At 37.8% G+C, this 25099-nt stretch carries 20 protein-coding genes and 2 pseudogenes; 14 read left to right on the top strand and 8 right to left on the bottom strand.

Going from position 1 to position 25099, the window contains the following annotated elements:
• Window positions 1-575 (top strand): immunoglobulin-like domain-containing protein (locus NE665_RS19740; protein ID WP_256302608.1); only part of this gene is annotated, 575 nt, incomplete at its 5' end.
• 814 nt (window positions 576-1389) lie between these two features.
• Window positions 1390-1656: a hypothetical protein gene (locus NE665_RS19745; protein ID WP_002610672.1), complete on the top strand. Its 267-nt coding sequence runs from the start codon at window positions 1390-1392 to the stop codon at window positions 1654-1656.
• A 760-nt stretch (window positions 1657-2416) separates the two neighbouring features.
• Here NE665_RS19745 and NE665_RS19750 read toward each other — a convergent pair.
• The 4 genes from NE665_RS19750 to NE665_RS19765 all read right to left on the bottom strand — a co-directional run bounded on the left by NE665_RS19750 (window position 2417) and on the right by NE665_RS19765 (window position 5873).
• A complete protein-coding gene (locus NE665_RS19750) occupies window positions 2417-3631 on the bottom strand; it encodes an IS256 family transposase (protein ID WP_002610674.1) in 1215 nt (404 codons plus the stop codon).
• Window positions 3632-3663: 32 nt separating this feature from the next.
• Window positions 3664-3834 carry a hypothetical protein gene (locus NE665_RS19755; protein ID WP_002610676.1) on the bottom strand — a complete coding sequence of 57 codons (171 nt, stop codon included), beginning with the start codon at window positions 3832-3834 and terminating at the stop codon, window positions 3664-3666.
• Window positions 3835-4000: 166 nt separating this feature from the next.
• On the bottom strand, window positions 4001-4546 hold the full coding sequence (locus tag NE665_RS19760; RefSeq protein ID WP_002610678.1) for a ParB/RepB/Spo0J family partition protein: 546 nt from the start codon (window positions 4544-4546) through the stop codon (window positions 4001-4003).
• A complete protein-coding gene (locus NE665_RS19765; protein WP_117445018.1) occupies window positions 4524-5873 on the bottom strand; it encodes a DUF3440 domain-containing protein in 1350 nt (449 codons plus the stop codon). The genes NE665_RS19760 and NE665_RS19765 overlap by 23 nt, the downstream gene beginning before the upstream one ends.
• A 533-nt stretch (window positions 5874-6406) precedes the next feature.
• Between NE665_RS19765 and NE665_RS19770 the strand changes: the two genes are divergently transcribed.
• On the top strand, window positions 6407-7651 hold the full coding sequence (locus NE665_RS19770; protein ID WP_002610682.1) for a YSIRK-targeted surface antigen transcriptional regulator: 1245 nt from the start codon (window positions 6407-6409) through the stop codon (window positions 7649-7651).
• A gap of 375 nt (window positions 7652-8026) precedes the next feature.
• On the opposite strand, the gene NE665_RS19775 is transcribed toward NE665_RS19770, so the two are convergent.
• The 3 genes from NE665_RS19775 to NE665_RS19785 all read right to left on the bottom strand — a co-directional run bounded on the left by NE665_RS19775 (window position 8027) and on the right by NE665_RS19785 (window position 10563).
• Entirely contained in the window at window positions 8027-9220 is a 1194-nt protein-coding gene (locus NE665_RS19775; protein ID WP_256302609.1) for a tyrosine-type recombinase/integrase, read from the bottom strand.
• Window positions 9221-9298: 78 nt separating this feature from the next.
• Window positions 9299-9502, bottom strand: a complete 204-nt coding sequence (locus NE665_RS19780; protein WP_002610247.1) for an excisionase — start codon at window positions 9500-9502, stop codon at window positions 9299-9301.
• Entirely contained in the window at window positions 9502-10563 is a 1062-nt protein-coding gene (locus NE665_RS19785) for a replication initiation factor domain-containing protein (RefSeq protein ID WP_347285934.1), read from the bottom strand. Before NE665_RS19785 ends, NE665_RS19780 begins: the two co-directional genes overlap by 1 nt.
• Before the next feature lie 486 nt (window positions 10564-11049).
• Here NE665_RS19785 and NE665_RS19790 point away from each other — a divergent pair, with 486 nt between their 5' ends.
• The 11 genes and pseudogenes from NE665_RS19790 to NE665_RS19840 all read left to right on the top strand — a co-directional run bounded on the left by NE665_RS19790 (window position 11050) and on the right by NE665_RS19840 (window position 22821).
• A complete protein-coding gene (locus NE665_RS19790) occupies window positions 11050-11685 on the top strand; it encodes a helix-turn-helix transcriptional regulator (protein ID WP_005946876.1) in 636 nt (211 codons plus the stop codon).
• Between the two features lie 275 nt (window positions 11686-11960).
• A complete protein-coding gene (locus NE665_RS19795) occupies window positions 11961-12647 on the top strand; it encodes a methyltransferase domain-containing protein (protein ID WP_223380606.1) in 687 nt (228 codons plus the stop codon).
• Between the two features lie 23 nt (window positions 12648-12670).
• Window positions 12671-13231, top strand: coding sequence for a TetR/AcrR family transcriptional regulator (locus NE665_RS19800; RefSeq protein WP_008728836.1), 561 nt, complete (start codon window positions 12671-12673; stop codon window positions 13229-13231).
• Between the two features lie 75 nt (window positions 13232-13306).
• Window positions 13307-14692: an MATE family efflux transporter gene (locus tag NE665_RS19805; protein WP_008728838.1), complete on the top strand. Its 1386-nt coding sequence runs from the start codon at window positions 13307-13309 to the stop codon at window positions 14690-14692.
• Between the two features lie 191 nt (window positions 14693-14883).
• Window positions 14884-15303, top strand: coding sequence for a sigma-70 family RNA polymerase sigma factor (locus NE665_RS19810; RefSeq protein ID WP_008728841.1), 420 nt, complete (start codon window positions 14884-14886; stop codon window positions 15301-15303).
• Window positions 15304-15307: 4 nt separating this feature from the next.
• Window positions 15308-15547 carry a helix-turn-helix domain-containing protein gene (locus NE665_RS19815; RefSeq protein WP_005946862.1) on the top strand — a complete coding sequence of 80 codons (240 nt, stop codon included), beginning with the start codon at window positions 15308-15310 and terminating at the stop codon, window positions 15545-15547.
• 576 nt (window positions 15548-16123) lie between these two features.
• The gene (locus tag NE665_RS19820) at window positions 16124-16528 is read left to right on the top strand and encodes an Rrf2 family transcriptional regulator (protein WP_002610684.1); all 405 of its coding nucleotides are present in this window, start codon (window positions 16124-16126) and stop codon (window positions 16526-16528) included.
• 71 nt (window positions 16529-16599) lie between these two features.
• Complete coding sequence (locus NE665_RS19825; protein ID WP_117444863.1) at window positions 16600-21003, top strand: Rib/alpha-like domain-containing protein; 4404 nt, start codon at window positions 16600-16602, stop codon at window positions 21001-21003.
• Window positions 21004-21145: 142 nt separating this feature from the next.
• Window positions 21146-21424: pseudogene (locus NE665_RS19830) on the top strand (HU family DNA-binding protein).
• An 81-nt stretch (window positions 21425-21505) separates the two neighbouring features.
• Window positions 21506-21919: pseudogene (gene mscL, locus NE665_RS19835) on the top strand (large-conductance mechanosensitive channel protein MscL); the annotation flags it as partial.
• A gap of 497 nt (window positions 21920-22416) precedes the next feature.
• Window positions 22417-22821: a hypothetical protein gene (locus tag NE665_RS19840; RefSeq protein ID WP_233104820.1), complete on the top strand. Its 405-nt coding sequence runs from the start codon at window positions 22417-22419 to the stop codon at window positions 22819-22821.
• A gap of 418 nt (window positions 22822-23239) precedes the next feature.
• On the opposite strand, the gene NE665_RS19845 is transcribed toward NE665_RS19840, so the two are convergent.
• Complete coding sequence (locus NE665_RS19845) at window positions 23240-23884, bottom strand: riboflavin kinase (RefSeq protein ID WP_002610698.1); 645 nt, start codon at window positions 23882-23884, stop codon at window positions 23240-23242.
• Window positions 23885-25099 lie beyond the last annotated feature (1215 nt).

Raw genomic sequence — 25099 nt, forward strand, 5'->3', positions numbered from 1 at the left:
AGGAAGATGGCGACCTCACTGCTAAGATCGAGATCGCCAAGAATACAGTAGACATGACAAAAGCCGGAACATATGAAGTTACATATAAAGTAACAGACAGTGAAGGAGCGTCCACAACGAAGACGATCACAGTCACTGTCAATCCAAAAATGGAAAAATTGAATGAAGTTCCGACTATTCAGGCAGAAGATAAAACACTTACAGTAGGAGACACATTTGATCCAAAGAAGGATGTGACAGCTACTGACAAGGAAGATGGCGACCTCACTGCTAAGATCGAGATCGCCAAGAATACAGTAGACATGACAAAAGCCGGAACATATGAAGTTACATATAAAGTAACAGACAGTGAAGGAGCGTCCACAACGAAGACGATAACGATCACCGTAAAGGATAAAGAATTCAAAGCAGATATAAATAAACCGGATACGGATGAGCAGAACAAAGATACAGGTAGTGTAGAAACAGGAGATCGAACCAATATAAGCTTCTATACCTCTCTGTTCGAAATGAGTGTAGTATGTATCGCTATCCTGGCGGTATGGAAGAAAAAGAAAGCATTGAGAGATCGATAGACTATGAAATAAGGAGAGATGCAGCAAGTGATTCTTGCAGAGCAGGAATATTCCTTTTAAATCCATTCAGATTTGATTGAACGTGGTGATTTTCATGAATTTAAATGAAAAGTGATACCCGCTTTATCAATGATCTGAGGTGCTGTAACTAGGAATAGGTGATTGCTGATTCAACAAACGGTCTCGAATCTCAAAAAGGAACCGTAATATTTGGATAAAACAATCCTCGTATTACGGTCTTTTTAGTATAATGATGTTTAATAAATATCGCTTGTTGAAACAGCAATGATCTGTACTGAACTATTAGGAATGTGAAGAATTATGTGTAAGTAAAAATCGACAGGTATAGATAGTAGATGACGAATCTTGTCTAATCATCATTTGTTTATGTATTATCAGTATGCCCAATTCATCAAGGGTTATACTGATTTTTCGTATAATAAAAGCAGGAAGAAAAACAACCTGCTTAATATAGAATTGAATAACCCATATGAAATAGAAAGAATAATTTCTGTAGGAAAGAGAATCAACTATAAATTTGATATTCATGATAGAAAGCCAGGGTGTATAATTATTCCTGGCTTTATCTTTTTGTTGCATACAAACAGAATAAAGTCGATAGAGAAGAAATGACGTGCTTGCTTTATAAACCTTTGAGTTAGTAATAAAAAACATCATTCTTCCTATTCTTGTTTATGAATAAGCTTATATCTAAAACGACGATCGTTTATGATTCAGTCAGTATGTACAACGAAACTATATGGAACAAGATACAGGAAGTAAACTCTATGATATTAGTGAGGAGGAACTAGTGATGGAAGGACCTATAATTAGTATTGATGTATCCAATGGAAACAGTCACTATATTCTTTTTGAGAAGAATAATAAGAAAGTTGGAGGAGTACATAAAATCAACCATGATGTTGAAGGATTCGCTCGTTTAAAAACAGATATTAAAATTCTTTCTGATAAAGTTGGCGAGAAAGTCTGTGTGGTTTATGAAGCTACAGGTGTATACACACATCCACTTCAAAGATTTCTTGAAAAAATGATATCAAACAATATATCATTTCGCCGCTAGAATCTGCCAGAAAACGAAAAGAAGGTATCCATTCTAAAAAAACTCAAGCTTGATTTTTGCGAATGAAACATACCCTGGATGCGATTATGATAATATTGAAGTCAAGATATTACAGGACCTGTTAGAGAAAGTTGAGATGATCAGAAACGATGCGGATAAAACCCTACGGAAAATAATTCAGATAGCGGAAACGATAAATGAATATTATCTTATTTTAAGCATATTTTAAGCATATTTTAAGCATAGATGGAATCGGTCCTAACCTGGCATCTAGAATATTGGCAGAAATAGGTGATATAAAGTGATTTAAGACACGGGAAGCATTGATAGCTTATCTTGGCTTAGATCCAAATATCAGTCAATCAGGACAACTGGATGGTGATCATTTTATCTATCTCAAAGAAGGGAAACAAGCAATTACGATGTCTACTGTATTTAGCGGTCACATGTAATATAAGGTTAAAGAAAGTAAATCCCATCAATCAGTTTTATCAAAAGAAAAGGCAGCAATTGAACCCGTTAAATTCATAAGCCGCCAAGGTTGCATGTACCGCTAAACTAGCTAAAATCATTTACAGTATGTGCAATAACAACACTATCTTTCAAAGATAGCCTATTTATATTATACATATTTTTTAAAAAAATGGAAGATTCCATCTTTTTGTCGTAGACAAGTGATCTACTGATAATGAAGTGATATTTTCTGAAATTTAGGCTTGATTTCTATTATCTAATTTTTATATGCCTTTATCATTACTCATTATGCTTCTACTGCTTCCATAATGGCAAGTTGATTTTGAATCATATCCCAGTTTCGACATCTCTGTGTCCATTTGCTGCTGAGGTTCTGAATAGCCAAGTAAAGCATCTTTCTCAAACTGTCATCATTTGGGAAAACCGTCTTTGTTTTCGTGACTTTTCTGAACTGTCTGTTCAATCCTTCAATCGCATTTGTCGTGTAAATGATTTTGCGGATTTCAACTGGATAATCATAGTATGTGCTTAGTATATCCCAATTCTCTTCCCAGCTACGTACTGCGGTTGGATATTGCTTGCCCCATTTATCCTTGAAAATTGCTAACTGATTCAGTGCCTGTTCCTCTGTATTTGCTTGGTAAACAGTTTTTAAATCTCTCATGAACTCCTTGATATGCTTATAACTCACGAAGCGTGTGCTGTTGCGAATTTGATGGATAATACAACGCTGAATACGTGCCTTTGGATAGACAGCTCCTATAATTTCTCTGAAGCCTGTAAGACTATCTACGCAGAATAAGGAAACATCCTTAACCCCTCTGCTTTTCAACTCATTCAGCACTCCCATCCAGTATTTCGCAGATTCACTGGCTCCTACCCATAATCCTAAAACTTCCTTCATTCCTTCGTTATTGATGCCCAAAACAACGTATGCAACCTTAGTCACGACCTGATGATCTTCTCTGATTTTATAATGGATCGCATCCATAAATATGAATGGATAGAAGGCTTCTAAGGGTCTGTTTTGCCATTCTGTTACTTCGGGCAGAATGCGCTCGCTGATCTTGCTTACCAGTCCTTCTGAAATCTCTACATCGTACAGTCCTTTGATCTGGTCTCTGATATCTCTTGTGGACATTCCAGTAGCATACAAGGAAAGGATGCATTTCTCAATGCCATCGGCATTTCTCTGATATTTTCCAATAATCTGAGGTTCAAATTCACCGTTACGATCACGTGGTACATTCACATCCACTTCACCTAACTGTGTTTTCATTGTGCGTTTTACAGATCCGTTGCGATAGTTTTTCTTGCCTTCACATGTCGTTCTTTCAGCGCGATCATAGCCTAAATGCTGATCAATTTCAGCCTGTAAGGTCTGTTCTAATACATCCGCAAACATGCCTTTCATGCACTCCATAATGTCCTGTGTTGATGTAAACTTTTGTTCATTCACAAGGTCCTTGATCTGCTTTGTCGAAATAAAAGATGTGTTCATAGTATTTTTCCTCCTGTAAGTATGTTTCGTATCTACATTCTTACCCGCTTTTTACTATTTACACATCTTTTGCTATATTCCTGAACTATCAAAAAGTACACCTTTTGCAAAAAGCATAAATACGCAGAATTGTCACCTGTTGCATCACCAACAGCTTTTTTTACTTTACCTTTTACTTTGTCTGTAAATCCTTTGTCTGACATTTGGCTCACTCCTTTTGATTTCTACACCTGTAATTATAACTCGCTGTTTACCGTATACTATATTGCATTTGGCCCGATTATTACATTAAAAACACGTTTTATACAATGCTTGAAACAATATGAATATTGATAACACTATTTTTAGATATTCACATACCTACAGGAATTATTTCTCCATATTGTCTGATTCAAAAGGAAGATCTTCTATCGGTTCCCAGGATTCTCCAAAGTCAACTTCCTTGAATAAAGCAGCCAACCCAGTAATCTGTTTCAAACGTAATATCTCATCTCGATCCATTCCAAGATGTTTTGCGATCCATGTATCTGAGCGTCCGAATTCATGCAGTTCTTTGACGATATTGCTCATTAAATCTACATCATGACTACCTCTTGCACGGTTATGACGGATGGTGCTCGCCATTCTCTGATCTAATGGTTTATCGATCACAGAAACAGGCAATAGACCCTGTTCCCGCTCATAGATATCTGGATATTCTTTCATGATCCGGTATCTATGAAAGCCATCCACTATGATATACTCATCGTTTGGTTTATCATAATAACATACAATCGGCATCGTATAGCCGTCTGCTTTGATACTGTCATAGAGAAGTTTCATTTCCGGTGGTGCTACTGCATTGGGGTTGTAATCATTGGGATGAATCTTTTCAACAGGTACGGCTCGTATGTCATATACGGGACTTTTTGTCATCGTTTAGTTCCTCCACAGTTCTATATTTATCTTTTAAGTAATCTAACTTTTTTTGCTGTTCACGTGTCAAACCAAATCCCATGAAACGGCAGATATGATCGTTTTTTAAAATGCAGAAACACATCCGTTTCCAGCTTGGTATATCCTTTGTAGACTTGATATCATCTGTATGATCTGGAATCTTATCCAGAAAAATAATGCGTGAATTTTTAAATATCGTATAGTTGGATATGCCGTTTCTCTTGATATGGTATCCATGTTCTATCAGCTCTTGAATGGTCTCTTCCTCTAATCCGCCGCCAACAGTATGCCAGAACTTTAGAGATTTATTAAACTTATCGAAATAATTTTTCTGCAGGCGTTTCGGCAGCGTTGCCAGCAAAAATTTGGTATAGGATTGCCACGTATGACCCTCGGGAAGCGTGATGTTACGGTATCCCATAGCTCTTGTTTTTGAATAGATAGAAGTAAAATTTGCGCCCTGCACACGCCCGAGCAGCTTTGTCCATATCTGGGGATCGATGACCCGATAAAGATTCAGCGAATCCTTGGCATAGTCTTGAAAAGGGGAGGCTACGCGCATCTGGTAAACCGTCAGGCCGGCCTTGTAAAATAAATCATATAATTCATTATATGGATAATCAAAGCGATAGTAGGCATGCCAGATATCATTGACCGACCAGTCATACAGAGGGGACGCAGTCCAGACATCTTTAAACTGATGGGTGATCCAGCACTGTCCTTTGTAGCCGTATTTCTTATTAAGAAAACCGCTGTAGCGCTGTAAGGATTCATCGGCACGAATTCCCAGAAGACAGATCGTTTTCTTATTGTTATGGGATATGCGATACCATCTGCCAAATTGTCTTGCAAGGTCTTCCTGGTGCATCTTATAGTGATAGGTCGTCATGGGATTATGTGTCAAATTGAACACATAATCATGTTCCGGCATTGGACGTACCCAGCTGTCTGCCTTTTTATCATCCCAAGGGTACCAGTACATTTCATAGCTGCTCAGTGCCGTACGTGTAGCCATAGGAAGGCAGATCCAATACAATTCTACATGAGGGCGTTTTTCCAGCATCTGGAAGGTTTCCTCTACATATCTTGTCGTGGCTGAATACTGGGCTTCAAAATCCTGATGGAATACTCCAATCGTTTTATCCGGATAGTTCCAATCCCGAAAATCAAGCAGAAGATACAGCAGCAGTCCACTGTCTTTTCCACCGGAAAAAGAAATATAAATGGAATCGAATTCCTGGAAAATAAAATGGAATCGTTCCAATAAGGCTTCATATACATTCAAATCCAGATATCTTTTTATCATAATATGTACTGCATGTTCTTTCTGTAAGACAGCAGAATGCAAGCTCACCCCTTCCGTTATAAAAAGTCTTCCTGTTTCCTGATGATGTGTCAAAGAAACTACTATTAGGACTATTCTAAGATACAAAACCAAAATATCCAATATTATGACAGTATTTTTACAAAAAAGGTTGTTTTATACTACTGTTTTAATCAAATATACATAAAAAACATATCATGATATATTTGAAAAGAAATATCGGCAAAACTGCGTTCTTTTTCTTTATAGCGGTACATCAAAATGGATGAAAAGGGCATGTATAAGTATGGTAGGATTCTGTAGATTCTGCATCTCTAAATAAAATATTTGATAAATGTATAAAAGGCCAATTTAATTGTATAATTGATGCGTTTTTAATATTATTTATCAATTAAATGTGTTTTATCGTTTAATTATGCTATTTTATACTTAAGTAAATTTCGTCTTTTTATTGTGATTTGCGGGATTTGACCTCATATGACAGAAACCGCCAATATAGAGGAGGATTGAGTTTGATGAAACTTACAGGAAAAGAATTGCAGAATATAAAAGCACTCCATGTGACAACGAAAATACCTGTGCATATCTATGATCTTTGTTTCAAGCTGCTCAAAGTGTACAGTTCCGGGAACCGGTATGAGATCCCTTATGATTTCTCCCGTATCCATTCTGAAAACACGGACTGCAGAGATCTTATCTGGTATGAGTATGGCTGGCTGAAAGAAATCTTTATATTTGTCCGGCATAAGGATGTTATTATCACGCTTGGTCCGTTTTTAACAAATCATCTGGAGCCGGAAGAAATCGAGAAACTTGTGGAAGGAGATAAAATGAAATCGCAGCCCTCTGTCACAGGGAAGGAGTGGTTTTCTTACTATGAAAATCTACCGATCTACGCATTAGGGGATATTCGTGATTTCGTCATACTGCTGGGGGCAATCTTAAATATCGACCTGGAAGAAATTTATTCCAGAAGGCTTCATATAGAAGTTTATCGGAATGAATTGGAATTAAAAAGTCAGGCATTAAAGAGACCTTTTTTTCAGGATTTTGAATCCGAGCAATATGCCTTCTATTATGAAAATAAAATACTAGAACTTGTTGCAAAAGGAGACCTGGATACTTTGAAACAGGGGGTTGCCAAAATCGGATGCAGCGTGATCCCCACCTGGCATAATGATTCTGTACGCACAGAAAAAAACTATACCATTGTTATTCTGGAAAAACTGTCTTCCCTTGCTCTTCATATGGGAAAGGATGTACTGGAAACGATCCGGTTACGAGAATTTTACATAAAGAAACTGGAACAGAAAGAAAAACTGGTGGATGTCCTGGCGGTAAGGGATAGTGCGATTATCCATTTCACAAAAGAACTGCACAATCTGGCAAACAGTGCTTATTCACCTTTCATACTGTCTGTGATACAGTATATTAACCTAAAGATTTACGGACCATATAAAACATCTGATGTGGCAAAGCATTTTTTTCTTTCAGAAAGTGCGTTACGGCGGCACTTTAAAAGAGAGGTACATATGAGCATCACAGAATATGCCAATCAACGAAAGATAGCCATTTCAAAGTTTTTTTTAGCCACGGGGATGCCGATTGCAGAATGTTCAAAACGTTTAGGTTTTTTTGACAGTTCGCATTTCTATAGGACCTTTAAAAAATATGAGGGAATTACACCAAAGCAATTCTTGAATAGAACAACCCAAAGAGATTTTGATGAAAATTTTCTTCTGGACAAAGAACTCTATTGACCTTAGCTGATAAAACATACAAAAAGAACTGTGAAAAATGGTGCAGATAAAGCATCACTTTTCACAGTTCTTTTCTTTCATAGCTGGATGGAAGCGTCTTCCGCTTACGAATATCTTTGATTGCCAACAGAGAAGATCGTATGAATACGGAGATTTTAGAAATATAACAAATAAGAATAATGTATAAAAACATCACATCTTTGTATAAAATTATATATGTCTTTTTGACTATCTTTTTATATCTTCTTAAATGTCCGCAAAGCCTTATTTTATAGGCTCTACGGGCATTTTTCTTTTGTGGTAAACCTCACATATCTAGGTCTATCTTCTTATATTTTCGCTATCAAGCGTGGTTAAAATCGTGGTAAATACTTCTTATGCGATTAGACGCTGAACCTCTGATTTTGCGGTATCTATGGACGCATGAGCATACCAGTTCATTGTGATACTGATATTTGAATGCCCCATGATATACTGTAAATCTTTCGGGTTCATGTTCTTGCTTGCCAGCCTTGTGCAGAATGTATGGCGTAGCGTATGCGGTGTGATATGTGGCAAGGGATTGTCCTTGTGGTGCTTGTTGTATTTCTTTATCATACGGACAAATAAGGCGTTGTAATCAATCGCAACTTTGGGCTTGCCTTTATGATTGACAAATAGGAAATTGCTCCGTCCGTCTATCACAAATGGTTCTGCCTTTGGGTGTTTCTTCATAACCCGTTGAAATGCCTGTATTGTTTCTCTGCTTAATGGCACTTGCCTTATTCCGCTCTTTGTCTTAGGCGTTTCAATATAATAACCCTGTTCCTTGCTCTTTAGTAACTGGTGGTCGATAACCACAACCTCATGGATAAAATCAACGTCCATGATTGTCAGTCCGCACAGTTCCGAGATACGAAGTCCTGTCTTTAACAGTATCAGCACATCATCATAATACTTGTGATACACATTGTCCGTCTTGATGAATGAGAGTAGGGCTTGTTCCTGTTCCTCTGTCAATGCGACTTTCTCTTTGGTATCATTTTCTAGGACTTCACTTAACTTGAAATCAAAAGGGTTTTTCCTTACACAATCGTCTTGTATGGCGATATAGAATGACGCTTTTAACGAGCGTTTATGGTTGTTAATGGTGTTATAGGAAAAGCCTTTGTCTTTCATGCGTAATGCCCATTCCTTAGCGTCAGAGGGTTTTATCGTATCAATGCTCCTAGCACCTAACTTGTCCTCTTTCAATAACCGCATGAGCTGTTCCCGTTGTTTCTGTGTGCTTTTCTTCACGTTTGCCCTCTGTGCGTTCTGTTTGGCGTAGAGTTGGCAAAGCGTCATTTTCTTGCCTGTGCTGTCGATACCGTCCTCAATATCCCGTCTTATCTGCTGTTCCAGTTCACGAAGTGAGGGTTTTTCCCGTTTTCCCTTTGGTGTCGGGTCTGTGGGTGTCAATCTCCAAGCATACACATATTTTGTGTTTCCAAATGCGTCCACATATTTATATAAGTATTTTCCGTCTGTTCGTTGGCTCTCTCCAGTATGCAGGATACGTTCTTTGCTATCCCGTCTTTTTTCTTTCATGGTGTCTGCTCCTTTCCTTGTTGGAAAGAGCCTTGATATGACTTGTGTTCATCATAACACATACAAGGCTCATTTGCATTAGATTGCGTCCAATTTGTCAATGACCTTTTCAAATTGTCGGCGTTTAATCTGTATGCGGTTGCCATTCATAATGAGCCAGCCAGCGTCCTTGTTTTCCTCTGCCAATCGTCTTAACTTGTTTTCTCCGATACGGAAATATTTTGACGCTTCTTCAATGGTAAGGGTGTACTTTTCCCATACAGGAATATCGTTGTTATTCATTAGATACCCCCTTTCCCATGTTTCGTGTCATACTGGATATAGGGGATAAGGTCGGTGCGGTTTATCCTCTGTAAGTGGGCGGTTAGTTTGCTGGAAAGGGAATTACTGTATCTTGCCTTATCAAGCATAGTTCCCACTTTTTCCAGTCCACCTAATGCGTCATGTTCTTCTAAGAAGTAAAAACTTTTGACAGCGGAAATCACGCCACCCTCTGTGAGCCATTGCTGTGTTTCTTCAAGAGAATTATGTAGTTTCGGTACTTGCACTTTCAAGACTTCCACAGCCCCTAAAAAGCGTTCCCAAAACCGACACGTTTTCCATCTGCTCTTATTACTTTCATTTCTGTTTGGCACGACAAAGCGTAGGTTGTTTGCCAATAGCCCGAAAGCCAGTTCCCCAAGTTCCAGCGGTCTGTCTTTGAATGTCATGGCAAAAGCATGAGCCTTATCATCACGCAGTTGCATTTCTGTCCGTTTCCAACTGCCAACTTCATCAAGTGTCTTATTATGTTTTGAACAGACTTCCTTATCTTTATCATAAAAGCGGTAGGACAATCCCGATTTACCAGCACCGATATAAACAGTCTTTGCGGTGTCGAAATCATCAAACTTGCTTTCGTCAAAGTGGTAGCCCTCACTATTAGAAATAAATTCCTCTTTTTCGCATTTCTTCTTTATCTGCTCTATGGTAAAGAATGGCTTTTCGTTCTTATCATCAATGGCAATATCAAGTCTTGTAAAATGGAAGTTATCCAGTCCGTATCTTCGCTCACAACGTCGGAACATATCTCCAAAGGTACAATTCCTACTATCGAGAATACGGAAAATATCATCACAACCTCTGCCGGTCATAACAAGATAACAGCCTAACCCTTGTGGGTTATCCTCTGTTTTTCTTGCGTCCCCCGATACATAAATATCTCCAATCTGCCAGCGTGCTTGATAGGTTTTGTATTTAACGCTTGCCGGATAGATATTGAAAATATCAGTCGGTAAACCTAAAATGTGCATGATGACATCTTCGGCGGTTGCAGTATCGAATACAATACTGATGTAATCAATCTTAACGGATAAATTTTTGTGTGTAGTTATAGTGCATTACTCCTTTCGTACTTCCCGTTTTTTTGCGGGGTAAAAATCGTGTTTTGTCCTTTATTTATCACAGTTTCTAGGTACTATGACATGTATGCGCAGGGCGGTGTTACATATACGCCCTCTGCGAACGCCTTTAGGCGTTCCTTTTCCAAAAGGAACTGTCTGTCCGAACACGTCTGGGGGACGTGCCCCGTCCAGCCAGCCCCTTTTGGAAACCACTATTTTCGGTCTGATAGTCCATGCTTATTCATGCTATCAAAGTGAAAATGTATCTTCTCTATGCTTACTCAAGCGTGTGATTGACCTTATCGTGCTTAATCACTCTATCTGATACGATAATAACGCCATTAGAATTACTTGTCAAGAAGTTTTTGTTGACTTTTAGATGTAGATTAAGTATGATATGCTTATAAATACCAAGAAAAGCAACGGAAGGAGCGGTTATACTAAGTTATGGAGCATTACGAAAAGAAAATCAGTTTCTTAGGAGAGAACATACAGACCATAAGAAAACACAGAGGAATGAAACAACAGGAACTTGCGGATAAAATCGGTATCAATATGCAGAGCCTTTCCAAGATTGAACGAGGTGTGAATTTTCCTACCTTCGATACATTAGAAAAGATAATGGACGTGCTGGGTGTAATGCCCAATGAATTATTATCGGGAGAATGGAAGTATGTTAATCAATCCGAAAAGGAAGTCTGCCAGTTTTTAAGAATTGAAGAACGATTAAATGCAGAACTAAAACATGGACATTATGACAACTTCTTTGACAGCGAGGAAGAATGGCTGGAATATGAGTTGGAAAAGTTACGGGAATATATTACCGACTACATCAACGGGAAAAGTATTGTAGCGTCCGACCTTTATCCAATCAAAGAATTTATCCAGCATTTGAAGTTTCAAAAACTGTTAGACCGCTATGATGATTTATACAGCATGGATATGTTCGGGGAAAGCATAGAGGGACATAAATATAGGACACCTTATCAAGTCGTAAAAATGATAAACCCCAATTCAAAAGAAGATATGGAATTATTACGGGAAGTATTGAAAAATAACCATTTTGATGATGAGGACGAATAACTTTTTCCCTCTTTGTAGAAGATACAGCAAACAAAAAGCCCAGTAAAGAGTGCAAAGCACCACCAATGGTGGCAAGGCTCTTGACAGGGCTTTTTCTTTTCTGTGGAGGGTAATCAAGAGGAAGAAAAGATAAAATTTGATTTGTGGTAAATCGGATAATATCAATGAAATTGTCACGGTACAAATTTGGGCTATATAAGGAATAGTAACTGGAAGATTGTAGGGTAATCAAAAAGGCGTGTATTTTAAATCAGAGATACACGTCTTTGAAATGAATGAAATTCAATGAATTTTATTCATTGACAATCGTTCATTCACGAGATATAATTTTAGTGAAAGGAGTTGATTACATGAATATTACGAAACAAAAATCACAAAAGACTTTTGATAAGCAAGCTGCCGATTATGATACAAATATTCAGGGGGAACATGCTCGAAAACTCTATAAGCCGATTATAGAAAATTTAAAAAATAAGAATATACATTCTATATTAGATTTAGGTTGTGGAACGGGTGCGTTACTTAAAGAAATAAAAGAATTAAATATAGCAGAACAACTATTTGGAATAGATATATCTCCCAATATGCTTGAAATTGCAAAAAATAAACTAGGAAATGATGCAACACTTATCTTAGGCGACTCTGAGAGATTACCTTTTGAAGATAGTTCTTTTGACGCCATTGTATGTAATGACTCATTTCATCATTATCCACAACCAGATATTGTAGAGAAAGAAGTGTCTAGGTGTTTAAAGCAAAATGGAGTTTTCATTATCGGTGATTGTTGGCAACCAATCGGAGCAAGACAGATAATGAATTACTATATGAAACACAGCAATAGTGGAGATGTAAAGATTTATTCAAAAAAGGAAATGTTGTTATTATTATCAAAAGACTTCCACGAAATTGAATGGAAATCTTTTGGCACAAGATCTTGTTTAATTATAGCATACAATAATTAAACCGCAAGAAAGGAAAGAAAACAATGCGTATTTCAAAAGAACCAGAGGAACGTAAACAAGAAATTTTAGAAACAGCCATTAAATTATTTAGTGTAAATGGGTTTGAAAAAACTTCAATATCAGACATAGCAAAAGAAATTGGAATAGCACAAGGATTATGTTATAGATATTTCCCATCAAAAGATGTACTTTTTCAGTCTGCTATCAATGAATATTCAAATATTTTAGTCGCCAATATGACAAAAAATATAAATATAAAAAAGGATAGTTTAAAAGATATTTTGCGGAAGATGATACTTTTTGCAGAACAAGAAGATGATACATATTATCCAGTTTTTCATAATAACCAAAATAAAAATTTCCATAATTTATTAACATTGAATGTATGTGAAAAACTTTTTCCTATTGTATCTGAAATTATTGAAAGAGCAAATTACACAAATGAAATACAAGTCAATGATGTTGAAATGTATGCCAGTTTTTGCATATATGGACAACTAGGAATTATTTTAAATACCGATATATCAATTAAAGAAAAGAGTTCACGGATAAAGGCATTTTTTAGGGACTTGTTTAGGCTTTAAATCTTCCCCTGCCAAAAGGCAGGGAATATTTAAATAAATTAAATGAATAATTTTCATTCAATAGGAGGAATTAAAATGAACAAAAATATTGATTTTGTAAACGGAAACACAAAAAAATGTTTACTTGAAATGACTGTTCCTATGATAATAGCTATGTTTTTAAATATGGCATATAATCTCGTAGACAGTCTTTGGATTGGAAATTTGTTAGGTGAGCAGGCATACGCAGCGTTAACAAACTCGACACCTATTATTTTAATCTTAACTTCAATTGGTATGGGAGCAACAAACGGGTTAGCCATTCTATTATCACAGGTAATTGGTGCGAAAAATGAGCAAAAGAAAAAGAATATTATAGTTACTTCTTTTTTTGTATCTATAATTCTTTCAGTGTTTATGACAATTGTGTTGGAGATTTTTTTAGAGCCTATTTTGATAGTTTTAAATACACCGACTGAAATTTTTGATATGGCAAAAAATTACTTATCTATATATGCTTTGGGATATGTAGCAGTTTATTTGTATTTATACTTTACAGCCATTTTAAGAAGTTTTGGCAATACTATGTTTCAAGCAGTTGCAATGCTTGTGTCTACTTTATTGAATGCTATTTTAGATCCTATTTTCATTAACATAATTGGATTTCACGGAGCGGCAATCGCAACCTTAATATCACAGATTATTTGTTTGGCGTTTATGTGCATTTATATTTATCGTAAAAAATTATTTAACCTTTCACTATCTGATTTTGATACAAAAGAGATTATGCCGTTTGTAAAAAATGCTGTGCCGTCTGTCATTCAACAAAGTATTCCTGCTATTAGTACAACATTTTTAACTGCTATTGTTAGTACTTATAGTATTTCTGCTATTGCTGGCTACGGAGTTGCTGGAAAATTAGAAATGATATTATTTTATCCTGCTATGGCTCTTAATATGGTGTTGACTTCAATCGTAGGGCAATGTATTGGAGCACAACGTATCGACAGAGCAAAGAATTATCTGAAATTGGCGTTAAAATATGGTATTGTTGTTTCAAGTGTATTATCAGCAGTTGTTATTTTCTTCTCTAAACAGTTGGCAAAATTGTTTGTTTCCAACGTAGCTGTAACAAATGTTGTCAGCCATTATTTTTTAATTGTTAGTATCGGTTATGTTCTTTACACTATTACTAGTTGCTACTTAGGTACTTTAAATGGTATAGGAAAACCAACAAAAAGTATGATACTAATGATATTCTACTATATTATTATTCGTATTCCTTTTGCCTATCTATTATCTTGGCTGGCAGAAAATTTAAATGGTGTTTGGATAGCGATTTTAATCAGTCACATAGTCGCCTGCATTATAACTATTTTAACAAGTAATCAAATTATTAAGCGGTTATATGGAAAACTTTATGATAGGACTAAAAAAGCAAGATATAAAAGCATTGAAAGTAACTGCTGTGGAAAGTTTTAGGAATAATCTTATACGATTATGCACTACCTAACAGCATTTTATCAACAACTAAATATTTTACAATATTAAAAGTTCGTACAGACGGTATATTTTGTACGGACTTTTTTCTTGTTCTTCTTTTTGTATTTTCCAAAGATATAGACGGTATCTCCGTTTATATATTTCAGCGTATGCGGAAAGGAGGTGAGATTATGAACCCATCTTCTTTCGAGCATATCGTTAGAATACAGTTTAATGCTTTGATGATGACTGTTATTAAATGCACAGTAAAAAACAGAAACAGACAGTTTGCAAGACGTTCTAAGCGTGAAGTTTTATTCTGTGAATTATCAGATACGAAAAATGTTGAATGTGTAACTAAGGATAACTATTCTTGTGATTACATTTCGTTTGAAGTCTTGAATTTTACAATTCAAATATCAAATGAGAAACTTGCTGTTGCTTTATATAAGTTATCGAATAAAGAGCGTGATGTAATTCTATTACGCTATTTTCAAAGTATGAGCGACCAAGAAATAGCCGAATTATATCATGTATCACGTTCTGCTATTTATCGCAGAAGAAGTAACGGATTGAAGAAACTAAAAACAGTATTGAAAGAAAGGAATTGAACCAATGAAAAAAGAATATGGCTACCCTACATTAAAAGTAATATGTCAAGCGTCTGCTGGAAATGAAACTGCCATAAGAGAGATTTTGAAGTTTTATGACGCTTATATATGTAAATTATGCTTGCGTCCGTTTTACCACTCTGAAAGTGGTAAAATCATTATGCAGGTTGATGAAGAATTAAAAGGTCAAATCCATACAGAAATGATGAAAGCAATCTTGAAATTTGAAATCAGAGTAAAATAATCATACTACATGAATGAAAAACGGGAGATACACAGATATTTGTGCTATCTCCCATGTTGTTTTTGTGTCATATCAAGGCTCATTCAATCGTGGTAAATTCGTGGTAAAATGAATAGTTTTCTATACTTCAAAATGTTTGAAAGTATAGTGTTTATGCGGATAATCAAAAATCAGATATAAAATTTTAATTAAACAATCTTATTTTATTACAGTATAGAATATCAATAGACTTCTATTATAAATGCGTATATTCTGTTTATGAACCAGCAGGATAGTACCCTTATGTGAGAAAGGAAATGGATATTCGGTCATGCGCAAAGATAAGAATGTGACTATATACTGAATTTAATATTTATCAAAAAGCATCATGTGCTGATTTAGGTGGATAATGCATAAATTGCTGTGCCGTTTGCAATTCGTGAATATAAAAGATCTTCGTTATCTAAAAAAGCAGCACTAGTCAAGGTTTCTATGGATGATATTGTTATGCAGTTTCTTGAAAAGGATAAGTCCATATTCTGGTACAGTCATACTATAAACCTGATTTATCCAGAATTAAAAAGGAGGGGGTGATGTATGCATTTAAAAATATCGACCGATTATGCAGTACGAATCGTTCTCTATCTTGCGAAAAAAAGGCAGCTTGTTCAGTCAAAGGAATTATCGGAACAGCTGCATATTCCACAGGGCTATGTTTTAAAAGTTGCCAGTATCTTGAAAGAAGCACAGATCCTGGAAGCAGTTACTGGTATCGATGGCGGTTTTCGACTCGTAAAGCATCCAAGAGACATCCCCATCTATGATGTGATTCGAGCAATGGAGACGACCATGCAGATCAACCGGTGCCTTGAAAAAGACCGCTACTGCAGTCGAGATGCCGGTTCCTTTTGCCAGGTCCGTCATTTTTATGAAAAGATACAGTCGTATCTGGATCACATGCTGCTATCAACAAGCATACAGGAGCTTCTAGAAATGGAATGAAGGGAAATATGAGGGTACCAAACTGGTTCTAATTATTTTAGAAAGAAACGAAAAGAAAGGAGAAATCGTTTATGGAGAAAAATAAGCCGAGTTTTCTTTCCTGTGCAAAAAGACAGCAAAGATGGGCGATACGAAAATTGAGTATTGGCGTGTGCTCTGTATTACTGGGCGTCATGTTGATGGTGCCGTCTTTGGGTACCGTCTATGCACAGGAAAATAGAGGACTGGATACTACAACACATTATACGGCAACCGGAATTGATAACAATGCCAACCTACGTTATAGCTCTACTGTTTTCAATAAAGTTGAGGATGACGACAGTTTATCTATGACATTTACATATTGGTTTAGTGGAAGCGCAGGATGGGGGACAGACCCTGCGAACAAATATGCTGGGAAATATCTTTTGAGTTTTACCAACAATACCTTTTATAAACAGATCGATAAAGTTATTTTAGCTGATATTAGTCTGGAAAAGCATAACGATGGCGCAATGTGGTCTCTGCCAGTTACAAAGCTGCCTAACTATGCTTTGATAGGTTTATCACGTAACCAGCCTGTTAAAATCACGCTGAAAAATGGACAGACATTGGAAAGTCTTAATTTACAAGATACTCCAATTGGATTTAATTCCGTTTTGACGACCAATAAAGGAGCTATAGCCTCGAACAGTATTTCTAATGGTTATATCTTGCTGAATAATAAGAAGAATGAGAATGAAAAGGAATCAGGGTTTACAAAAGGTAAAGCGAATCAAAGAATTAAATTTAATATTGATGATATGACCATTCGTTCTATACACACCTTCAAACCTGATGAGAATTTCCTACAGACAGATTATAGCTGGGTTGTGTATGTGAAAGAACAGATAGCACCAGAGTTGCTTCCATATATTGATACAGATAATATTAAAATATATTGCTCTGATCTGGATGGCGTAAAGATTAACAAAAATCATGAAGAATTCACGGTTCCAATTAACGACCAAGGCTTAGTGGACACAAGCCAGGTTCCAGAACTAAGCATCATCGGCAATGATACAAAGGCGCAGTTAGATGCAGCAAGAAAGAATATCGACCGAATCTTTTTTGGAACGCTTGGACAAAGCCGTAGCTATACGATTTCCTATAAACTAAAAGATAGCGTAACTCTTTCCGATTTTGCAAGAGCAGCTAATGAATATATTAAGAAAAATCAACAATCCTTCTTATTTGATAGCTGGATGGAAGCAGACTATCTGAACACTAAACAAGGTGTATCAACAAATGATAATGGAGATGCTCCAAAGCAGTTGAATAATTCGTATGCAAATGCTTATCTGGATGCGAATGATACGGACAAAGATGGTCTATTTGATTTTGTTGAATGGAAGATTGGTACCGATACTACTAAGGTAGATACAGATGGTGATGGTGTACCTGATGGACAGGAATTTATGATAGATCTGACAGAACCAAACAACGCTGCCGATTATCTAGTATCAAAACCAACTACTACAACGACAACATTCGATTCCACTAAAAAGACAACGATCGAAGGAACTGTTCCAAAGACATTGATTGCTGATCCAGCAGACCCGGCAAGACTGATCCAAATCACAAATGAAAATGCTGGAAATGTAATCGTCAAGCTTCAAGGCTATGATAAAAATACGAAAACATACACCACTGATGAATATGGTACAGTCAAGATTCCATATAAGGATCTGGTAGCCGGAAATTTCTCTTTGGATGTTAACGCAAACGTAGTGCCAGATGGTACAGAGGTTGTTCTGGTTGCATATAGTCCAAATGCAGACAATCCCATTATGGGAGACCCATTTACATTCACTACACCAGATGCGGACAAATACAATGTAAAGGGTGGTACGCTGAACCAGGACTACGGAAAGAAAGCGGAAGAGGCTGCAATTTTGGACAAAGTCACAGTAACAGAAACCAAGGATGGGCAAGAGGCTCCGGCACCAGCAGAGAAAGTGAAATCCAAAGCGATCAAAGGTGAGATTCCTACTCCTACTGCAGATGGTGCAGACCAGACCGTGACCGTGGAAGTAACCTACGCAGACGGAACCAAGGAAGATGCTACCGTAACGATCGCTTACGGGGAAGCAAAGGATGCCTATGTTCCGGAAGGACAGAAGGTGGATGTCAATAAAGGCGAAGACCCAAGCGCAGAAGCCGGAATCAAGAACAAAGACGATCTTCCGGAAGGAACAACGTATGATTGGAAGACACCAGTGGACACGGATACACCGGGAGAAACCACAGGAACGATTGTAGTAACCTATCCAGATGGAAGCAAAGAAGAAGTGGAAGTTACAGTCAATGTCGTTGATCCGGCAACAGATGCGGACAAATACAATGCAAAGGGTGGCACGCTGAACCAGGACTACGGAAAGAAAGCGGAAGAGGCTGCCATTCTGGACAAAGTCACAGTAACAGAAACCAAGGATGGGCAAGAGGCTCCGGCACCAGCAGAGAAAGTGAAATCCAAAGCGATCAAAGGTGAGATTCCTACTCCTACTGCAGATGGTGCAGACCAGACCGTGACCGTGGAAGTAACCTACGCAGACGGAACCAAGGAAGATGCTACCGTAACGATCGCTTACGGGGAAGCAAAGGATGCCTATGTTCCGGAAGGACAGAAGGTGGATGTCAATAAAGGCGAAGACCCAAGCGCAGAAGCCGGAATCAAGAACAAAGACGATCTTCCGGAAGGAACAATGTATGATTGGAAGACACCAGTGGACACGGATACACCAGGAGAAACCATAGGAACGATTGTAGTAACCTATCCAGATGGAAGCAAGGAAGAAGTGGAAGTTACAGTCAATGTCGTTGACACGACACCACAGGCTACTGACACAGAACTGTATACGGCGCAGGGGGGAGTTGTAAACAAACCATATGGGCAGACAGCTACGAATGATGAAGTCATAGGTGTCGTAACGACAGATGCACCAGCCGAGAAGATACAGTCAATCGTGGCAGTAGATGCGATTCCAACGACAGGACAGAATCAGCCAGTGAATGTGAAAGTGACTTATGTAGATGGAACCAATGATACAGTCATTGTAACGGTCAACTATGGCTTGGCAACAGATGCATATGATCCGGCAGGGCAGGCAATCACAGTCGACAAAGGAAGTCAGCCAAATGCAGCAGATGGTATTGCCAACAAAGCAGACTTGCCAGCAAATACAACCTATGGATGGGCTGCACCAGTGGATACCAGCACACCAGGAACAACCTCGGGAACAATCGTAGTAACGTATCCAGACGGTTCTACGGATCAGGTAACAGTGGACGTTATTGTAAATGAGAATGCGACCAATACAGAACTGTATACAGCACAGGGGGGAGTTGTAAACAAACCATATGGACAGACAGCTACGAATGATGAAGTCATAGGTGTCGTAACGACAGATGCACCAGCCGAGAAGATACAGTCGATCGTGGCAGTAGATGCGATTCCAACGACAGGACAGAATCAGCCAGTGAATGTGAAAGTGACCTATGCAGATGGATCAAACGATACAGTCATTGTAACGGTCAACTATGGCTTGGCAACAGATGCATATGATCCGGCAGGACAGGCAATCACAGTCGACAAAGGAAGTCAGCCAAATGCAGCAGATGGTATTGCCAACAAAGCAGACTTGCCAGCAAATACAACCTATGGATGGACTGCACCAGTAGATACCAGTACACCGGGTACGACATCGGGAACTGTAGTTGTAACATATCCAGACGGTTCTACGGATCAGGTCACGGTGGATGTTATTGTAAATGACAACCGGACAGATGCAGAAAAATATACTCCAGAGGGACAGGAAGTCAATGTCAATAAGGGAGAAACTCCAAATCCAGAGGATGGAATCAGAAATAAAGATGACCTTCCAGAGGATACGAAGTACGAATGGAAGACACCGGTAAACACCGATAAGCCAGGGGAAACACCGGGCATCATTGTAGTAACTTATCCGGATGGAACAACAGAAGAAGTGGAAGTAAAGGTCAATGTGACAGATCCGCGTACAGATGCGGATAAATACGATCCGGAGACGAAACCGGAAATCATAAAGCCGGGAGAAAACCCTGATTTAACAGATAATGTAACAAATCTTGATGACCTTCCAGAAGGAACCCAAATTAAAGATATCACTCCAGAGGGAACTATTGATCCAAATAAACCTGGAGAATATGAGGGAACATTAGAAATCCAATATCCTGATGGAAGCAAGGAAACGGTAACCGTGAAAGTCACAGTGGAAAAACCTGCAAGTACAGTAACTCCGGTTAACAATCAGCAGAATACGCAGACGAACAAGGTGACGAAGGTCACAACTTCTGGACCAAAGACTGGCGACTTTACAAATCTAGGTGTGCATACAGCAGCAGCGATAGGCTCTATTGCGACCCTTGCCGGACTATTCTTTGCGAGAAAACGCAGAAAAGTTGACGAGGAACAGTAAAAGAAACAACGATTGTATAGCATAACGACTTGATTCAGCACAGTACTCTTCTTAGAGGGTGCTGTGCTGATTTCATTCAAAACTTCATAGCCAAAGAAGATAACGATAGGAAAAACACTTTATAATGTCAAGAGGAGTATTTATGAATAAAAATGAAATTATTAGAGAAATCGCATATAAACAGGGGATTTCTTCAGAAGTTACAAAGGGGATCATAGATCAGTTTATCGAACTCATTGGAGATAAGATGGCACAAAGAGAAAAAATACAGATTGCTGGATTTTGAACTTTTGAGGCGCGATTTGTCAGTGAGAGAAGCAGTCGAAATCCTCAAACAGGAGAAAAAACTATCATACCGGGGCACTTTTCACCTAAATTTAAGCCAGGGAAGGCATTAAAAGAAAAAATAGAACAACAGTAATCCCATAGCGTGTTATTTATGCCGAGATATTTTGTAGGGAAGGTGGAAAATGATTTGAAATAGACAAAAGGATTTTTTACCGAGTTTCGGGAATTCATTTCTCGTGGAAGTATGATTGATTTAGCAGTCGATGTTATCATTGGAGGGGCTTTTACTGCAATCGTGACCTCTCTTGTGAATGACATCGTCATGCCTGCTATCGGCATCCTGTTTGGAGGAATCGATTTTACAAGTTTGCGCTATGTTATCACTCCGGCATCAGGAGATATGGCGGAAGCAGCCATTTATTACGGAAGATTCATCCAGAATATCATCAATTTTCTGCTGATTGCACTGGTGATTTTTACGATCATCCGGATCATCAACAAATTCTGCCGAAAGAAAGAAGAGAGCATTCCAGAACCGGCAGCTGTTGAGCCGTCTGAGGAAGCAGTTCTTTTAAGAGAAATACGCGACCTGATATCGAGAAATGAGAAATGGCATTCTATAAAATAATATTTCGACTTAAAAAACGATACTTGATCTTTTGTCACAAAAATGGTACCAGTCATTTAAGAAATCGAGGATTATTTACAAAGCAACAAGGGAGGTATACAGTTCGTCTGTTAGCTCTCATGTTGTTTTCCATATTATATCAGGTCTCATGCAATGCTTTCACTTCGTATCAAAATAAACAATTCCCTATACAGTTATTTTGATACTGGAAGAAGGTATCGTGTTTCCCTTTCATAATAGATACATGATCTTTGCATGAGGGAATTTCAAAAAGGTACTCGTATCAGCTGATGAAACCTCTCAGTAAAACAGTCAAAGATAGTATCATGCGCCTGTAACAGCTCTATTTTTTAACAGCATGTTTGAAAGAATTTTTGAAATGATTGTGAGAATGAACATCGTAGAAGCAATGAAAAGATTGCAGTAGGAGGGAAGAAAAAACGATGGCAGGTAGGAAAATGGAACTTTTGTCCATGACATGCTTAGGGGATAATGTCATGGAAAAACTGAAACAGTATGCACAGGAAGATGTAGTTTTTATCAAGGAGAATAAGAGTGCAGATGCTGTTCTGGTATATCAGTTCTGCAGAGAATTCATGGACTGGTATTATCAGTGCCTAAAAGAGCGTCAAAAAATAGGAATCCAGAATGCACTAAAGAGGAAACGGGAAGGAAATGGTGTATACGGTAGACCACGTGTACAAATTCCGGAAGATTTTGAAGTAAATATCAGGGCATGTCTGGATAGCAAGCGCCCTCTGGGAGAATATTGTATGAATATTGGAATGGCACTCTCGACATTTTATAAATATTCATATCCGATCCGAAAACAGTGGAAAGATGAGCAGAGACAACAGCAGGATATATATACTGACGAGATAGAAAATAAACAGGCTGGATGAATTGACAGCTGAGATAAAGATTATCATTTTATGAACATTGAAGTGAAGAAGGAAAGATGGGAAACGAATAGGAGGAGCAGTAGATTCTTTTATCGTTTGCCTTTCAATCATTGAATATAAGATGGCTTTAAGCCCGTACAGACACCAGGTTTTGTGCGGGTTTTTTGCATCCAGAAAAAAATTTAAACTTTTCTTATAAAATTGAAATGTGTTGGAAACCATTTTAAGGGCTTTCCTGCCTTGATCGCCTGTCAGCAAAGGCGGGCAGGACTGTCAACGGCAGCACATTTATGCACTGCTCATCTTGTGCTGATTGACTCGACTGACTTTGCTATTACGCATTATATTTGTAACCATATCCAACGATTGTCTTTATATAATCATGATTCGCTGAAAATGCTTTAATCCGTTTTCTTGTTTAAAAAACTGTATTTTTTACTGCATGATAAATACCATTTGCCGAATCATGCCAGACTACTTCATAGATTTGTTTTATCATAAATGCAACATCTAGATTTGAATATGATAAATACAGGACATCAAATTCTTTAGCGGACAAGATTATTTTATGGTTGCATAGCTTTACTTGGTGTTTCCTAATATCTATAAAAAATCGGAAGCAAGCTGTTTTATTCCCCAGTATTTCTGTACGATCAAACAATCTTTTCTGATCTGCTCTATAAGAAAGGATAATTCGTCGGATTTTTGTGGAATCCGGATTTTGGAAAACAACTGTACTTTCATTTTGAGTCCGTATATTTCTTATAATAAATTCAAAATGTGTTTCAAAAGATATTTCTTGACTATCGTCAACTGTTGATCGCGCTCCTATATGCGTGATTCCATAGAGCGTTTTCTCTTTGAGAAAAACCTTTGATATATACACAGCCGGCTCCGGCAAATCCGTGTCCATTTCAACTTTCAGATTTGCCGTTGGCAAACCTATCAGTTTTCCAATTCTCCGCCCATGGACTACAATTCCACTCGTTTCGTAAAACGGAAATACCATTTTTAATTGGCAATAAAATGAGAATATTTCGGAAACAATTCGGAAATCTAACATAAAAACTGCTGGAATTGTTCGCTAGTTTCCTTTTCCAGCAGCATGACCTTTTCTATCTGCTCTGTAATCAACGCTGTCACATCATCAACGGTATGTAATTCCTGTTTCTGCTTCTGTACGGCGTTCTGGGTATTTTAAAACATGGTGTCAATGACAGTTTCCCCCGGCTGTTCGCCGCTGTCTATCTCTTTCTTAATGTCCCGTAGGATAGACATAAACACATTCTTGATTTCTCTCAAACTTCGCTTCATGCCCACCTCCGACTGTATGCCGAAATCAGATGGAATTGTTAAATTTTTTGATATAGTTGCGACACAACTATGGTGGCAATGTTGCCAGTATGAACTGTGCATGTATGTCCCTTCGAAAATGTTATATGACGGTATCCGAATGCCTTCGTCTTAGCATATATAGCAGTAAAATATGCTCCTCTGACACATCCGATGAGCTTGACCTAGATTTCAGGACAGATGACTCTGTAAAGATGAGTGCCTCTTTGGCATAGTCCTGAAACGGTGAAGCGGCTTTGCTGCGTGATCCAGCATCGTTGCTTATAGCTATATTTCTTATTGATGAAACCACTGTATCGCTGCAAGGATTAATCTGCCCTTATCCCCAACCGGCAGATCGTTTTCCTATTTTCATGAGACAACCGGTACCATCTGCAAAATTGCTTAGTAAGACCCCCTGATGCATCTTATAGTGTTAGGATGTCATGATATTTGTTCTAGGTTGATGATATAATCGTGCTGAGGCATTGGACGGATCCAGATATCTTCCTTCTTATTATCCCATGGGTACCAGTACATTTCATAGCTGCTCAAGGCAGAGCGTGTTGCACAGGGAGACAGACCCAGTAAAGTCCGAGATGCGAACGCTTTTCCAGCATCCGAAAGGCCTCTTCTATAATCAGTCGTTGCATTGTGCTGTGCTTCAAAGTCCTGATGAAAACTCCTATTATTTAATACTGGTCTCTAAAATCCAACAGGATATCAATAAAAGACCACTATCTTTTCTCCGGAAAAGGAGATATAGATATTTTCAAATTCCTGAAAGATAAAATGAAGACGTTCTAGCAACGCTTCATACAGACTGTTGACAAAGTGACTGTCGACAGTCTTTTTAAAATCTGATAGAATATCTGTGGCAGAAACGTACTTCATAAACCCAAAAATAGTCGACGTTTCTGCCATTTATTATGCCAAAAATGATATA

Origin of the sequence: Clostridium sp. DFI.1.208 (assembly GCF_024463855.1) — a bacterium.
Taxonomy (GTDB): domain Bacteria; phylum Bacillota_I; class Bacilli_A; order Erysipelotrichales; family Erysipelotrichaceae; genus Clostridium_AQ.